Consider the following 13,392-nt stretch of genomic DNA (forward strand, 5'->3'; position numbering starts at 1 on the left):
GTGAGGACGTTCGCAGCGATCGGGCGATGGCCCGGGGCCGCGGTCAGAGCAGCCCGGCGGTCTTGGCGGCGAGGACGGCCTTGGTGCGGTTGTGCACTCCGAGCTTGCGCATGGCGCTGCGCAGGTAGGTCTTGACCGTGTCCAACGCCAGGCCCAGGTCGGCGGCGATCTCGGCGTTGCTCGCGCCCAGCGCGACCAGGCGCAGCGCCTCGGCCTCCCTCGGGGCGAGCAGGGTTCCGGCGGGGGCCGGCGGCGTCGTGCGCGGCCCGGCGAGCGTGCGGTGGATCCGGTCGAGCTGCTCCCGCAGCGCCGGGTCGGTCGTGGACCGGGCGAGCGCGGCGAGCTCGTCGAGCGCACCCTCCCGGCCGCCGCGGCCCCGCTCCGGCGCGGACGGCGGCGGCTCGACCAGCGCGCTCACCTCGCGCGCGACCTGGGTCGCCAGCGCACCCGTCCGGCGGACGGCGACATCGCCGATCGGCCGATCCTCCCGAACGGCGCCGTAGACCATCCCGCGGACCGTGCCCCCCAGCATGATCGGGTAGGCGAGGATCGAGGTCAGCTTCTCCTGCCCGACGACGAACTGGTCGTAGTCGTGGGTGATGCCGCTGGTGGACGCGTAGTCGTTCACCCGGCACGGCCGCTTCCGCACCATGGCGACGCCGCCCAGCCCGCGGCCGCTGACGACGTCGAGCTGACGCAGCGAGTCGCCGAGCGTCCCGATCAGCCGGCTGATCGTCACCTTCTGCCGCCCGTCCGCGGCCTGCCGGGCGGCACCGCCGAACACGACCGGCAGCCCGGTGGTGCGGTGCAGGTCGCCGATCCGGCGGGTCAGCACCGTGTCGAGTGCCCGCCCCACGGCGTCGTCGGGGGGCGGCCCCGCCGTGCCGCTGGGGGTGTACCACGCAGCGTTGCTGGTGGCGCACCGCGCCGTGTCGCCGTCGACCACGCGCGTCCTCCCTCGGTCCGCACGAGTGGGAGATCACTCGTCTCTGGGTACGGTTTGTCGCACGCGGCCCGGTCCGCGTCAAGAAACCGCAGGCCACGGTACCCACCCAAGTGGGTAGCGGCGTTCCTCCCCGCTCGGCAGGCTTCGGCCACCTTTCCGGAACCAGCTCGACGAGGAGCACGTCCGATGTCCACTTCGCCCCCGATCGGGCAGAAGAGCACCCAGGTCCCGTTGGCCCGGGTCGCCGCCGCCAGCTGCGCCGGCACCACCATCGAGTTCTACGACTTCTTCATCTACGGCACCGCCGCCGCCCTGGTCTTCCCCAAGGTGTTCTTCCCGGCGCTCGGGGCGACCGCCGGCACCGTGGCCTCGTTCGCGACGTTCGCGGTGGCGTTCTTCGCCCGCCCGGTCGGCGCGATCATCTTCGGGCACTACGGCGACCGGATCGGCCGCAAGCGCACCCTGATCTCGACGCTGCTGCTGATGGGCGTCGCGACCGTCCTGATCGGGCTGCTGCCGGGGGCGGGGACGATCGGCGTCGCCGCGCCGCTGATCCTGGTGTTCCTGCGGTTCTGCCAGGGCTTCGCGGTCGGCGGCGAGTGGGCGGGCGCCACCCTGCTCACCGCCGAGTACGCCCCCAAGGAGAAGCGCGGGCTCTACGGGGTGTTCCCCCAGCTCGGCCCGGCGATCGCGTTCGCGCTGTCGTCGGCCACGTTCCTGATCACCGGCCTGGTCATGGGTGACACCGACGAGGCGTTCCTGACCTACGGCTGGCGGATCCCGTTCCTGCTGTCGATCCTGCTGATCGCGGTCGGGCTGTGGGTGCGCCTGTCGATCGAGGAGACGCCCGCGTTCCGGGCGGTCGCGCAGGCCCGGGCCACCGCGGACGCGGCGACGCCCGGTGGGTCGCGGCTGCCCTTCCTGGAGGCCATCCGCGCCCAGCCGCGCGAGGTGCTGCTCTCGGCCGGGGCGCTGACCATGCTGTTCGCGTTCTTCTACATGGGCACCGCCTACCTGACCGCCTACGGCACCAAGCCCGAGGGTGCGGCGCTGCCCCGGCCGGTCGTGCTGAGCCTGGGGATCGTCGCCGCGGTCATCTTCGCGGCCGCGATCGTGATCTCCGGGATCCTGTCCGACCGCTTCGGCCGCCGGAACGTCATCCGGGTGTCCTGCGTCGCCGCGATCGTCTGGGCGCTGGTGCTGTTCCCGTTGCTCGACACGGGCAGCGCGCTCGCGTTCGGAATCGGCCTCTCGGTCACCCTGGTGATCTTCGCGGTGTCCTACGGCCCGGCCGGGTCGTACCTGCCCGAGCTGTTCTCGGCCCGGCACCGCTACACCGGCGCGGGGCTGGGCTACAACCTCGCCGGCGTCCTCGGTGGCGCGATCCCGCCGCTGCTGGCGCCGGGGCTCGCGGCGGCCTACGGGTCGATCGCGATCGGTGTGATGCTCGCGTTCACCGGTGTCCTGTCGCTGGTGTGCGTGTCGCTGCTGCGCGAGACCCGCAACCACGCGCTCGAACACGAGACCGCCTGACGTGCGCCCGGGGTACCGTCGCGGGAGCTGCCATGATCAAGGAGGTCGGTGATGGCCGTCGCCACCCCTGCTCCCGCGACGGTCCCGGTCGTCGGCCGGTCCCGGGAGGTCGAGCTGCTGGTCGCGGCGCTCGAGGCGGGAGCGCACGTCGTCCTGGAGGGGCCACCCGGCACGGGCAAGACCACGCTGCTGCGTGCCGTCGCCGACGAGGCCCGGCTGTCGTTCGTGTTCGTCGAGGGCAACGCCGAGCTCACCCCGGCCCGGCTGGTCGGGCACTTCGACCCGGCCCAGGTGCTCGAGCGCGGCTACACCCCGGACACGTTCGTCGACGGCTCGCTGGCCGAGGCGCTGCGGTCCGGGGCCCTGCTCTACGTCGAGGAGATCAACCGGATCCCGGAGGAGACCCTCAACGTGCTCATCACCGTGATGAGCGAGGGGGAGCTGCACGTCCCGCGGCTCGGCCGGATCGTCGCCGCCGAGGGGTTCCGGCTGGTCGCGGCCATGAACCCGTTCGACGCCGTCGGGACGGCCCGCATCTCCGCGGCCGTCTACGACCGGGTCTGCCGGATCGCCATGGGCTACCAGAGCGCGTCCGACGAGGCCGCGGTCGTCGCCCTCCGCGGCCCGGACGTCGACGAGCAGTGGCGGGCCAAGGTCGTCTCCCTGGTGCGCCGCACGCGGGAGCACCCGGACGTGCACGTCGGTTCGTCGGTGCGCGGCGCGATCGACGTCGTCCGGATCACCGCGGCCCTGGCTGCGCGGCGGTGCTGCGGGATCACCGACTGGCGGACCGGGCTGGACGCCGCGCTCGTCTCGCTGTCCGGCCGGATCCGGCTCACCGAGTCCGGCTCCCGCACCGCCGAGGACGTCGTCCGGGAGCTGTACCGGGCCGAGTTCGGCGAGGAACCCGCCCCCGACGACGACGGTGACCCCGGTGAGCAGGGGGGTGGTGCGCCGGGGGGAGCCTGAGCCCGCCACCGGCGGGCGGTACCCGGCCACGCGGCCGGCCGAAGATGCGTCCGGAGGACCGCACGGTGTCCCGCGGCTCCCTGGCGGGACACCCGGGGTTCGCCGAGATCTCGCCGGAGGTCGGCGTGCTCGACGCGGACGCGTTCGACGCCGCGCTCGCCGAGCGGCCCGACGAGACCCTCGAGCTGCTCGTGGAGATGACCCGGGCGACCGACACGGCGCTGCGCACCGCGGCGCGCCGCCTCGCCGGCCGGGTGGTACTGGACATCGGCCGCAGCGGCCGGGTCACCCGCCGCGGGATCGGCAGGCTGCGCGCGGTCCCGGCCGACCGCGGCGGTGACCTCGACCTGGACGCCTCGCTCGGTGCGGTCGCGGACGCCCGGGCGGCCCGGCGCCCGCTCGGCCTCGACGAGCTCACCGCCCGCACCTGGGCCCGGCCGGCGCTGGCCCTGTGCCTGGTCGTGGACGCGTCCGGGTCCATGAACGGGAGCAGGCTCGCGACCGCGGCGCTGACCGCGGCGGCCTGCGCGTTCCGGGCCCCCGGCGACCACGCCGTGCTGTCGTTCGCGGCGGAGACCCAGGTCCTGCGGGACATGGACTCCGGCCGGCCGGCGTCCGCGGTGGTCGACCGGGTCCTCGGCCTGCGCGGGCACGGGGTCACCGCGCTCGCCGGGGCGCTCCGCGCGGCCGCGGCCCAGCTGGAGCGGACCCGGGCCCAGCGGAAGGTCGTCGTCCTGCTGTCGGACTGCCGGGCCACCGACGACCAGGACCCGGTCCCGGTGGCCCGCCGGATCCCGGAGCTGGTCGTGCTCGCGCCCGGCGACGACGCCGAGCAGGCCGCCGACCTGGCGGCCCGGGCCGGCGCGCGGTGGGCGCCGGTCGCGGGGCCGTCGGACGCGCCGGAGGCCCTGGTCTCGCTGCTCGGCGGCGGGTCCTGAGCGCCCCCTTCCGCGGTAGCCCGGTGCACTGCATGATCGACGCACGTCCCCGCACCGGCGCGGGTTCGAGGAGGAACCGATGACGGCTTCGACCGGTACGCCCACACTCCCGGGGCGCCTCGGTGACCCGGGGATGACGATCGGGACCGATCCGCGGGCCGACCCGCGGATGCTCGCCGTGCTTCGCGAGTTCGGGCTGACCGACCATCCGGCTCCCGCCCCATTGGGCCCGGCCGCGGGCCGGCCGGCGCTGCTCGGGTTCGCGGATGCGGCGGAGGAGGCTTTCGAGGGGCTGTTCGCCGCCCTCGCCTCGTCGTGGGCGCCGGTCGCCGGTGTCACGCGCGAGGTCCGGACCGTGGAGGGCGATGGTGGTCCGGTCACCCTGCACGTGCACCGCCCGGACAGGGTGGACGGCCCGCTGCCGTGCCTGTACCAGGTGCACGGCGGCGGGATGGTGATGCTGGCGACCGAGGGGCCGCTCTACCGGCACTGGCGCGATGAGCTGGCGGCCGCGGGGGCCGTGGTCGTCGGGGTCGAGTACCGCAACGGCGGCGGCCGGCTCGGCGCGCACCCCTTCCCGGCCGGGCTCGACGACTGCGTCACCGGCCTGTGCTGGGTCGCCGACCATCTCGGCGAACTCGGTGCGAGCCACGTGGTGGTCACCGGGGACTCCGGCGGGGCGAACCTGTCACTGGGCCTGGCGCTGCGGGCCAAGTGGGACGGGTGGGTGGACACGATCGCGGGGGTCTACGCGCAGTGCCCGTACATCCTGGGCGACTGGGTGGACCCGCCGGCCGAGCTCGGTTCGCTGCGGGAGTGCGACGGGTACTGGCTCGACCGGATGCTGTTCCCGTTGCTCGCCGAGATCTACGACCCGGGGGCCGCGCACGCCGACGATCCCACCTGCTGGCCGCTCGCGGCCCGGCCGGACGACCTCGCCGGACTGCCGCCGCACGTCGTCACCTGCAACGAGCTGGACCCGCTCCGGGACGAGGGGCTCGCCTACCACCGGAAGCTGCTGGCAGCGGGCGTGCTGTCGGTCGGGCGGATCAACCCCGGGCTGTGCCACGTCGGGGAGCTGTTGTTCCGGCAGGCGATGCCCGAGGTGTACGCGGCCGCGGTCCGGGACGTCGTCGGGTTCGCGCGATCGGTGGGGTAGCGGCCGGCGGGCCGCACCGCCGGGTCAGCGGATCGGCTCGCGCCGCCGCGCCGCCGTCGCGCGGACGATCACGAGCCTGCCCACGAGCAGCGCGACCCCGACGGCGACACCGCCGACGACCAGCAGCCACGGCCGCGACTCCAGGTCGGCCGCGAGCCGGTCGCCCGCCGCGTACCCGATCCCGACGAGGACGGCGGTCCGCACCGCGGCCGCGGGCGCGATCCAGGTGAGGAACCGTCGGTACCCGACGTTCGCGAGGCCCGCGGCCAGGTAGGCGGGGATCGCCCCGATGTCGACGAGCTTCGCGCCGATCACGATCCGCGGCAGGTGGGCGCGCACCTCGCGGGTGAGGCTCTCGCGGCGGGAGTCGGTGAGCCCGACCCGGGCCAGCACGCGGGCCACCGCGGGCCGCTCACCGTGCCGGCCGAGCGCGTACAGCACGGTGTCCCCGACGACGTCGGCCATCAGCGCGGCCAGCCACACCCCCCACCAGGGCAGCTGCCCCGCGCCGGCCAGCGCGGCGGCGGCGACCGTGACGACCGGGCCCTCCAGGAACGCGCCGAGCCCGATCACCATCAGGGAGCGGACCGGTGCGGCCGGGATCGCGGCCAGCAGCGCGGCCACGGCGTCCGACAGTCCCGTCACACGTCCTCCGATCAGCTGGGTCACCGGACATGGTGCCCCGCACCCCGATGCGCCCCGGACACCGGTAGGTGTCGCCGTCCTCCCGAGGGACGTTTCACGACGCCGCCCGGTTCCCCGGGCCGGCCGGCAGGCATGCTGGGAGCGTGATCTGGCTCCAGCTGGTCCTCGCCGCGCTCGTGCTCGCCGCCGGGGTGGCCCTCCTGGTCGTCGGCGCGTACGTGAGCGGCGCCGTCGTCGCGCTGGCCGGCGGGGCGTGGGTCGGGTTCTGCGTGCGGCGGCTGTAGTCACGCCCCGCCGAGGCGGGCCAGCACGGCGGCGGAGATGCGGGCGAGTGCGGCCACGTCGTCGTCGGGCAGGGCGTCGAAGACCAGCTCGCGCACGGTCTCGACGTGCGCCGGCGCGGCCGCCTCGATCGCGGCCCGCCCCTCCCGGGTGAGGACGACGACGTTGCCCCGGCCGTCCTCGCCGCACTCCTCACGGCCGATGAGCCCGCGCTTCTGCATCCGGGCCAGGTGGTGCGACAGGCGGCTCTTCTCCCACTCCAGTGACGTCGCCAGCTCGAGCACCCGCGCGCGCTCGTCCGGCCGGTCGGTGAGCGCGACGAGCACCTCGAAGTCGGCCAGCGAGAGCCCCGAGTCCGCCTGCAGCCGCCGGTGTAGCTCGGCCTGGAGCCGGGACTGCATGCGCAGATAGCTCCGCCAGGCCGTCTGCTCGCGCTCGTCCAGCCACCGTGTCACGCGGCCAGGCTACCGGAATAGTTGACGCATCATCTACGTTGGCGCAGGATGTAGATGACGGATCAACCATTCGGAGGCAGACGTGCAGTTCGGCATCTTCTCGGTCAGCGACATCACGACCGACCCGACGAACGGCCGCACGCCCACCGAGGCGGAGCGGATCAAGAACGTCGTCACCATCGCCCGCAAGGCGGAGGAGGTCGGGCTGGACGTCTTCGCGCTCGGCGAGCACCACAACCCGCCGTTCTTCTCGTCCTCGCCGACGACGACGCTCGGCTACCTCGCCGGCGTCACCGACACCCTGCAGCTCTCGACGGCCACGACGCTGATCACCACCAACGACCCGGTGAAGATCGCGGAGGACTACGCGATGCTGCAGCACCTGGCCGACGGCCGGGTCGACCTGATGCTCGGCCGCGGCAACACCGGCCCGGTGTACCCGTGGTTCGGCCAGGACATCCGCAACGGCCTGCACCTGGCGATCGAGAACTACGCGCTGCTGCGCAAGCTCTGGGACACCGAGGTGGTCGACTGGGAGGGGAAGTTCCGCACCCCGCTGCAGGGCTTCACCTCGACCCCGCGCCCGCTGGACGGCGTCGCGCCGTTCGTCTGGCACGGCTCCATCCGCAGCCCGGAGATCGCCGAGCAGGCCGCATACTACGGCGACGGCTTCTTCCACAACCACATCTTCTGGCCGGCGTCGCACACCCGGCGGATGGTCGAGTTCTACCGCACCCGCTGGGAGCACCACGGGCACGGACCGGCCGAGCGCGCGATCGTCGGCCTGGGCGGCCAGGTGTTCATGCGGCCGAACTCGCAGGACGCGGTGGCCGAGTTCCGCCCGTACTTCGACAACGCCCCGGTCTACGGGCACGGGCCGTCGCTGGAGGACTTCAGCCGGGAGACGCCGCTGACCGTGGGGAGCCCGCAGCAGGTCATCGAGCGGACCCTCGGGTTCCGCGAGTACGTCGGTGACTACCAGCGCCAGCTGTTCCTGATCGACCATGCGGGGCTGCCGCTGAAGACGGTGCTGGAGCAGCTCGACATCCTCGGTGAGGAGGTCGTGCCGGTGCTGCGTCGCGAGTTCGCCGCGCTGCGCCCGGCGGGTGTGCCGGACGCGCCCACCCACGCGTCCCTGGTCGCGGACCGGGACGCCCGCAAGGAGCAGGAGGCCGCCTGATGACCCGCAGGATCGTCGTGGTCAGCGCCGGGCTGTCGACGCCGTCGTCGACCCGGCTGCTGGCCGACCGGCTGGCCACGGCCACCGGGGACGCCCTGGTGCGCCGGGGTGAGCAGAGCGAGGCCGAGGTGATCGAGCTGCGCGAGCACGCCCGCGACCTCGCCGACCACCTCGTCACCGGGTTCCCGAACACCGCGCTGCGGCCGGTGCTGGAGGCCGTCGAACGGGCCGACGCGGTGATCGCGGTGACGCCGATCTTCTCGGCGTCCTACAGCGGCCTGTTCAAGACCTTCGTCGACGTGCTCGACCGGGAGGCGCTGGCCGGGACCCCGGTGCTCGTCGCCGCCACCGGCGGCACGGCCCGGCACTCGCTCGCCCTGGAGCACGCCATGCGCCCGCTGTTCGCCCATCTGCGCGCCACCGTCGTCCCGACGGCGGTGTTCGCGGCCCCCGAGGACTGGGGTGCTACCGATGCCACCACCTCGCTGGAGGGGCGGATCGAGCGTGCCGCCGACGAGCTGGCCGGCATCGTGGCCGCCCGCCCGGCGGCCGCACCGACCGACGAGTTCACCGACGTACCCGACTTCACCGCACTGCTGGAGGGATCCCGATCGTGAGCACCGACACCGCCGCCCTCGACGCCGAGCGCGACCGCATCCGCGCGACCCACCTCAAGCCGGTGGGCGAGCGGCCGGCCTCGACCGCCCGCGGGCTGCACCACACGGCCCTGGTCAGCTCGGACGTCGAGCGGACCGTACGCTTCTACCAGGACGTCCTCGGCTTCCCTCTCACCGAGCTGATCGAGAACCGGGACTACCCGGGGTCGTCGCACTTCTTCTTCGACATCGGCAACGGGAACCTGCTCGCGTTCTTCGACTTCCCGGGCCTCGACATCGGCCCCTACGCCGAGGTGCTCGGCGGGCTGCACCACATCGCGATCAGCGTCGAGCAGTCGACCTGGGACGAGATCGTGGCCCGGCTGACCGAGGCCGGGGTCGAGCACGAGGTGCACTCGGGCGTCTCGGTGTACTTCCGCGACCCGGACGGCGCCCGGGTCGAGCTGATCGCCGACCCGCTCGGCGAGATGTACGGCCACCACGTGCTCTGACCCTCCGGTTCGTCACCTGCGTGGTGGTGCGGCAGGCAGTCGTACCGTGACGCGGAGCCCGCCGGCGGCCCGTGGGGCGAGGGTAAGGGTTCCGTCGTGCGCCCGGGTGATGCTCTTGACGATCGCCAGGCCGAGGCCGGCGCCCGCGTGGTCGGTGCCGACGCGTGCGGTGCCGCGCTGGAACGGCTCGGTGAGCGTCGACACCAGCTCCGGTGCGAGCGTCTCGCCGGTGTTCTCGACGGTGAGCACCACGGTCCGGCGGCTGCCGCTGGTCGTGACCCGTACGGTGCCCCGTGCCGGCAGGTTGTGGACGGTTGCGTTGTGCACGAGGTTCGTGGCCAGCTGCAGCAGCAGCGCGTGCGATCCGAGCGTGGGAGTGATGGCGCCGGACGTCTCGATGGTGACGCCGCGCTTCTCCGCGAGCGGGAGGAGTGTCTCGGCCGCCTCCTCCGCGACGAGGGACAGGTCCACGCGTTCCCGGGTGAACGACCGCCGGTCTGCCCGGCCGAGCAGGAGCAGCGCCTCGGTGAGGTCGATCGCCCGGGTGTTGACGGCATGCAGGCGGTCGACGAGTTCACCGGTGTCGTGGTGCGGATCGGTGCGGGCGACGTCGAGGAGCGCTTTCGAGATCGCCAGCGGGGTGCGCAGCTCGTGCGAGGCGTTGGCGGCGAACCGCTGCTGTTCGGTGACGTGTGCGTCGAGCTGCGCGAGCATGCTGTCGAAGGCGTCGGCGAGCTCGCGGAACTCGTCCTTGCGGCCCGGCAGCCGGATCCGGTGGGTGAGCGATCCGTTCGAGGCCATGCGGGCGGCATCGGTGATACGGGTCAGCGGGGCGAGCATGCGGCCGGCGAGGATCCAGCCGCCCACGAGACCGAACATCAGTAGGAACGCCAACACGGTGACCGCGGCCGGGCCGAAGACGGCTGGGCCGAAGCTGCCTCGTTCGAAGACGAGCGGGAGGTTGGAGAGGTCGGGAACGAGGTAGCCGGCAGGCGTGCCGCGCAGCAGGAACACCCACACCGCAGCGAGTAGCAGGCCACCCGCGAGCATGAGGAACCCGGCATAGCTGAGGGTCAGCCTGAGGCGGACGCTCACCCCGGGCTCCCGGTCCACGGCCTGCTCACTCACGCCAGGGAGCCGGGTGCCGAGCTGTCCGCTCGCTCCGGCGAGCCCCGCTCGGTGTCGATGCGGTAGCCGACGCCGGCCACGGTGGTGATGATCCCGGGCTCGCCGAGCCGCTTGCGCAGGGCCGAGACGGTGATACGGACGGCGTTGGTGAACGGGTCGGCGTTCTCGTCCCACGCCCGTTCCAGGAGGTCCTCGGCGCTGACGACGCCGCCCTCGGCCGCGACGAGGACCTCGAGCACCGCGAACTGTTTCCGGGTGAGCGCGACGTGGCGGCCGTCGCGGTAGACCTCGCGGCGGAACGGGTCCAGACGCAGGCCCGCGATCTCGCGCACCGGTGGCCGGTGGTGTGCGCGCCTGCGGTCGAGAGCCCGGAGGCGGAGCACGAGCTCGCGGAGCTCGAACGGCTTGGTGAGGTAGTCGTCGGCGCCGAGCTCGAACCCGGTCGCCTTGTCGTCGAGCCGGTCGGCGGCGGTGAGCATGAGGATCGGCATGCCGCTGCCGGAGGCGACGATGCGTGCGGCGATCTCGTCTCCGGAGGGCCCGGGGACGTCGCGGTCGAGGACGGCGATGTCGTAGGTGTTGATGTCCAGCAGCTCCAGTGCGGTGGCACCGTCACCGGCGAGATCCGCTGCGATCGCGGCCAGTCGCAGCCCGTCGCGGATCGCTTCTGCCAGGTAGGGCTCGTCCTCGACGACCAACACGCGCACAAGTACGCGATGCTACGGGGCCGCGCCTATCGCCGGCGTATCGAGAACCGGATACGTGCCGGCAACGCCACGCGGCCTTGGCTGGAGGCATGACCTCCCCCGCACCGGCACCGACCGCAACCCGCGCCACCCGATCGACGGTCGCCGTCGCCGTGGTCGTCGCGATCGTCGGGGCACTCGGCTACCAGTCGTGGGCGGCCTCGTCCTCGTCGCTCCCGCACGGTCCCCGCGCCGACTCCGTTCCCGCAGCGGGTCCGGAAGGGATCCCCCGGCCGGCACAGGACGGCCCGCGGCAGCACCTTCCCCCGGGCGACGACGACCGCGCCGGCGATGGTGCCGGCGGCGTGGCCGGTGGTGTCGTCCCCGGCGGCGTGACGGTCTTCGACGACGAGTTCCCGGCCGTGTCCGAACTCGACCCGGCACTGCTCACCGCCCTCCATCGGGCCGCGGAGGATGCCGCGCCCGGCGGGGTCACGTTCTACGTCAACAGCGGCTGGCGTTCCCCGGAGTACCAGGATCAGCTGCGTCGCGAGGCCACCTCCCGGTACGGCTCGGAGAAGGAAGCCGCCCGGTGGGTGGCCACGGCGGACACCTCCCGGCACGTCTCCGGGGACGCGGTCGACCTCGGGGGGTCCGATGCCGTGGCGTGGCTGTCCAGCTACGGCGCCGGCTACGGGCTGTGCCAGGTCTACCGCAACGAACCCTGGCACTTCGAGCTGCGCCCCGACGCCGTCGATCGCGGTTGCCCGGGCATGTACGCCGACCCCACACACGATCCGAGGTTGCAGCAGTGACCAGAATGCTCGGCGACCTCCCGCACGCGCCCCGGCCGACCCCGGCCGCCGGCGCGCGGGCGCTGACCACGACCTACGGCCGGGACGACACCGAGGCGCAGGCCCTGCGCGGCGTCGACCTCGACCTCCCCCGAGGCCGGTTCAGCGGCCGGGGTGCTCCCGGCCGCAGGGCTGTCGCGCGACCGACCCGACTCGCCGTGCCGTCGGCGAGTACCAGTCACCGGCGGACGCTGACGTGCACGTGGTCGTAGTGCCCGCCGGTCGCGTCCTGCGGGTCGTAGACGCCGCCGCCGTTGTACGGGCGGCCCCAGCCGGCCCGGCCCTCGCCCTCGTCGCCGGTGCCGCGGTACCAGATCCGGCCCTGCCAGATCACGTAGCGCACCCGTAGCTCGGTGGCGTTCTCCCGCAGCCAGTTCGCGACGGCCCAGCCGTCGTCGAGGTCCTGGCCGGCCGGGAACGCGCCGTACCCGGCCGGGAAGAAGTCGCAGGCCCGCCCGGCCGGGTGGTCGCTGGACGGGTTCCACGCGTGCTCGGACCAGCACGTGATCGCCCGGACCGGGGCGTCCGGGCCGGGCTCGCCGAACCGGGCCACGGCCGCGTCGTGCAGGCGCAGCGCGGACGGGGTGAGGCAGCCCGACGTCGTCGGGTCGTCGGCGGCGCACGCCTCCGGCGGAGGCGGGTCCACGATCTCCCACAGGTCGCCGGTGGTGAACCCCCGGGACGTGGCGAACCAGGCCGCGGCACCACCGAGCAGCAGGAGCACGAGCAGCACGCCCAGCAGCGGGGCGACACGGGTCTTCACCGGCGGGAGGTCCTCCTTCGTGGACCTCCAGCGTACGGAAGATCGCGGTTCAGCCGCCCAGGGTCGCGGCGGCCGCCTCCCGGCCGCTGCCGGTCAGGCCCGCGAGCCCGGCCGGGCGGCCGGTCACCGCGAGCAGCAGGTCCCCGGCCGGTCCGTGGAGCTCGAGCGGGCCGTCACCGGCGCTCCAGTCCAGGTCGGTGGCCACGAACCGGACCGTCCGCAGCCGTCGCCGCACGCCGTACAGCGGGCTGTGCCAGGCGAAGGTGAGCGCGGGGGCGAGCAGCCGGGTGGGTACCGGGTGGGTCCGGCCGAGCGGGCGCAACGCGTCCTGGCCGTGGACGAGCAGGTCGACGTAGGGATCCCAGCGGTTGCTGAGCGGCAGCCGGTAGGTCGAGGACGCGCTGGCCCGCAGCTGCTCGACCAGCTCGGCCGGCGTGTGGCGGGCCGCCCGGGCCCGGGTGCGGACGTCCTCGCCGCCGTCCGGGCCGCCGTGCCGGATCGCCGCCGCGATCCACGCCCAGGTGTGCGGGAACCCGGACTGCGAGACGTGCGCGACGACCTCGTGCACGGTCCAGCCGGTGCACAGCGACGGTGCCCGCCACTCGTCGTCGGTCAGGCCGGCGAGGTCGTCGGCGAGCGCGACGCGCTCCTCGGCGATCGCGGAGCGCAGCTCGGGCTGCGGGACGGTGCGGGGATCGATGCTCATGCCACGGCCGACTCCCCGGCGGCGTGGAACTCATCTGCAC

General features: G+C 73.9%; 16 protein-coding genes. 9 read left to right on the top strand and 7 right to left on the bottom strand.

Annotation, left to right across the window (positions count from 1 at the left end; all coding sequences use genetic code 11):
* Positions 1-43: 43 nt before the first annotated feature.
* Positions 44-946: a LuxR C-terminal-related transcriptional regulator gene (locus H7X46_RS31020; RefSeq protein WP_222131462.1), complete on the bottom strand. Its 903-nt coding sequence runs from the start codon at positions 944-946 to the stop codon at positions 44-46.
* Positions 947-1,132: 186 nt separating this feature from the next.
* On the opposite strand from H7X46_RS31020, the gene H7X46_RS28210 reads away from it, so the two are divergent.
* The 4 genes from H7X46_RS28210 to H7X46_RS28225 all read left to right on the top strand — a co-directional run bounded on the left by H7X46_RS28210 (position 1,133) and on the right by H7X46_RS28225 (position 5,545).
* Positions 1,133-2,479 (top strand): MFS transporter, encoded by a 1,347-nt coding sequence (locus H7X46_RS28210; RefSeq protein WP_186362226.1) that lies wholly within the window; start codon positions 1,133-1,135, stop codon positions 2,477-2,479.
* A 51-nt stretch (positions 2,480-2,530) separates the two neighbouring features.
* A complete protein-coding gene (locus H7X46_RS28215) occupies positions 2,531-3,448 on the top strand; it encodes a MoxR family ATPase (RefSeq protein WP_186362227.1) in 918 nt (305 codons plus the stop codon).
* 65 nt (positions 3,449-3,513) lie between these two features.
* A complete protein-coding gene (locus H7X46_RS28220; RefSeq protein WP_370589027.1) occupies positions 3,514-4,386 on the top strand; it encodes a VWA domain-containing protein in 873 nt (290 codons plus the stop codon).
* A 79-nt stretch (positions 4,387-4,465) separates the two neighbouring features.
* The gene (locus tag H7X46_RS28225; protein WP_222131463.1) at positions 4,466-5,545 is read left to right on the top strand and encodes an alpha/beta hydrolase fold domain-containing protein; all 1,080 of its coding nucleotides are present in this window, start codon (positions 4,466-4,468) and stop codon (positions 5,543-5,545) included.
* 24 nt (positions 5,546-5,569) lie between these two features.
* Here H7X46_RS28225 and H7X46_RS28230 read toward each other — a convergent pair whose 3' ends face one another.
* On the bottom strand, positions 5,570-6,190 hold the full coding sequence (locus H7X46_RS28230; protein ID WP_186362229.1) for a VTT domain-containing protein: 621 nt from the start codon (positions 6,188-6,190) through the stop codon (positions 5,570-5,572).
* 143 nt (positions 6,191-6,333) lie between these two features.
* On the opposite strand from H7X46_RS28230, the gene H7X46_RS28235 reads away from it, so the two are divergent.
* Positions 6,334-6,474: a hypothetical protein gene (locus H7X46_RS28235; RefSeq protein ID WP_186362230.1), complete on the top strand. Its 141-nt coding sequence runs from the start codon at positions 6,334-6,336 to the stop codon at positions 6,472-6,474.
* Here the strand turns inward: H7X46_RS28235 and H7X46_RS28240 are convergent, their stop codons facing one another.
* On the bottom strand, positions 6,475-6,927 hold the full coding sequence (locus H7X46_RS28240; protein ID WP_186362231.1) for a MarR family winged helix-turn-helix transcriptional regulator: 453 nt from the start codon (positions 6,925-6,927) through the stop codon (positions 6,475-6,477).
* Positions 6,928-7,009: 82 nt separating this feature from the next.
* Between H7X46_RS28240 and H7X46_RS28245 the strand changes: the two genes are divergently transcribed.
* From H7X46_RS28245 to H7X46_RS28255, 3 genes are read left to right on the top strand one after another with little or no spacing between them, the layout of a single operon-like run.
* The gene (locus H7X46_RS28245) at positions 7,010-8,107 is read left to right on the top strand and encodes an LLM class flavin-dependent oxidoreductase (protein WP_186362232.1); all 1,098 of its coding nucleotides are present in this window, start codon (positions 7,010-7,012) and stop codon (positions 8,105-8,107) included.
* Positions 8,107-8,724 carry an FMN reductase gene (locus tag H7X46_RS28250; RefSeq protein ID WP_186362233.1) on the top strand — a complete coding sequence of 206 codons (618 nt, stop codon included), beginning with the start codon at positions 8,107-8,109 and terminating at the stop codon, positions 8,722-8,724. Before H7X46_RS28245 ends, H7X46_RS28250 begins: the two co-directional genes overlap by 1 nt.
* Complete coding sequence (locus tag H7X46_RS28255) at positions 8,721-9,215, top strand: VOC family protein (protein ID WP_186362234.1); 495 nt, start codon at positions 8,721-8,723, stop codon at positions 9,213-9,215. Before H7X46_RS28250 ends, H7X46_RS28255 begins: the two co-directional genes overlap by 4 nt.
* A 12-nt stretch (positions 9,216-9,227) precedes the next feature.
* Here H7X46_RS28255 and H7X46_RS28260 read toward each other — a convergent pair whose 3' ends face one another.
* Complete coding sequence (locus H7X46_RS28260) at positions 9,228-10,328, bottom strand: HAMP domain-containing sensor histidine kinase (protein ID WP_186362979.1); 1,101 nt, start codon at positions 10,326-10,328, stop codon at positions 9,228-9,230.
* 11 nt (positions 10,329-10,339) lie between these two features.
* Positions 10,340-11,050, bottom strand: a complete 711-nt coding sequence (locus H7X46_RS28265) for a response regulator transcription factor (RefSeq protein WP_186362235.1) — start codon at positions 11,048-11,050, stop codon at positions 10,340-10,342.
* Between the two features lie 89 nt (positions 11,051-11,139).
* Here H7X46_RS28265 and H7X46_RS28270 point away from each other — a divergent pair, with 89 nt between their 5' ends.
* On the top strand, positions 11,140-11,844 hold the full coding sequence (locus H7X46_RS28270; RefSeq protein ID WP_186362236.1) for a M15 family metallopeptidase: 705 nt from the start codon (positions 11,140-11,142) through the stop codon (positions 11,842-11,844).
* Between the two features lie 217 nt (positions 11,845-12,061).
* Here H7X46_RS28270 and H7X46_RS28275 read toward each other — a convergent pair whose 3' ends face one another.
* Both H7X46_RS28275 and H7X46_RS28280 read right to left on the bottom strand, forming a co-directional pair.
* Positions 12,062-12,646: a hypothetical protein gene (locus H7X46_RS28275; protein ID WP_186362237.1), complete on the bottom strand. Its 585-nt coding sequence runs from the start codon at positions 12,644-12,646 to the stop codon at positions 12,062-12,064.
* A 49-nt stretch (positions 12,647-12,695) separates the two neighbouring features.
* Positions 12,696-13,352 carry a maleylpyruvate isomerase family mycothiol-dependent enzyme gene (locus tag H7X46_RS28280; RefSeq protein WP_186362238.1) on the bottom strand — a complete coding sequence of 219 codons (657 nt, stop codon included), beginning with the start codon at positions 13,350-13,352 and terminating at the stop codon, positions 12,696-12,698.
* Positions 13,353-13,392 lie beyond the last annotated feature (40 nt).

This window comes from Pseudonocardia sp. C8 (assembly GCF_014267175.1).
Classification (GTDB): domain Bacteria; phylum Actinomycetota; class Actinomycetes; order Mycobacteriales; family Pseudonocardiaceae; genus Pseudonocardia.

Bases quoted from the DNA above. Each gene is read 5' to 3' on its own strand.
- H7X46_RS28280 (WP_186362238.1), bottom strand. From the start codon at position 13,352: ATGAGCATCGATCCCCGCACCGTCCCGCAGCCCGAGCTGCGCTCCGCG.
- H7X46_RS28215 (WP_186362227.1), top strand. From the start codon at position 2,531: ATGGCCGTCGCCACCCCTGCTCCCGCGACGGTCCCGGTCGTCGGCCGG.
- H7X46_RS28250 (WP_186362233.1), top strand. From the start codon at position 8,107: ATGACCCGCAGGATCGTCGTGGTCAGCGCCGGGCTGTCGACGCCGTCG.
- H7X46_RS28210 (WP_186362226.1), top strand. From the start codon at position 1,133: ATGTCCACTTCGCCCCCGATCGGGCAGAAGAGCACCCAGGTCCCGTTG.
- H7X46_RS28270 (WP_186362236.1), top strand. From the start codon at position 11,140: ATGACCTCCCCCGCACCGGCACCGACCGCAACCCGCGCCACCCGATCG.
- H7X46_RS28225 (WP_222131463.1), top strand. From the start codon at position 4,466: ATGACGGCTTCGACCGGTACGCCCACACTCCCGGGGCGCCTCGGTGAC.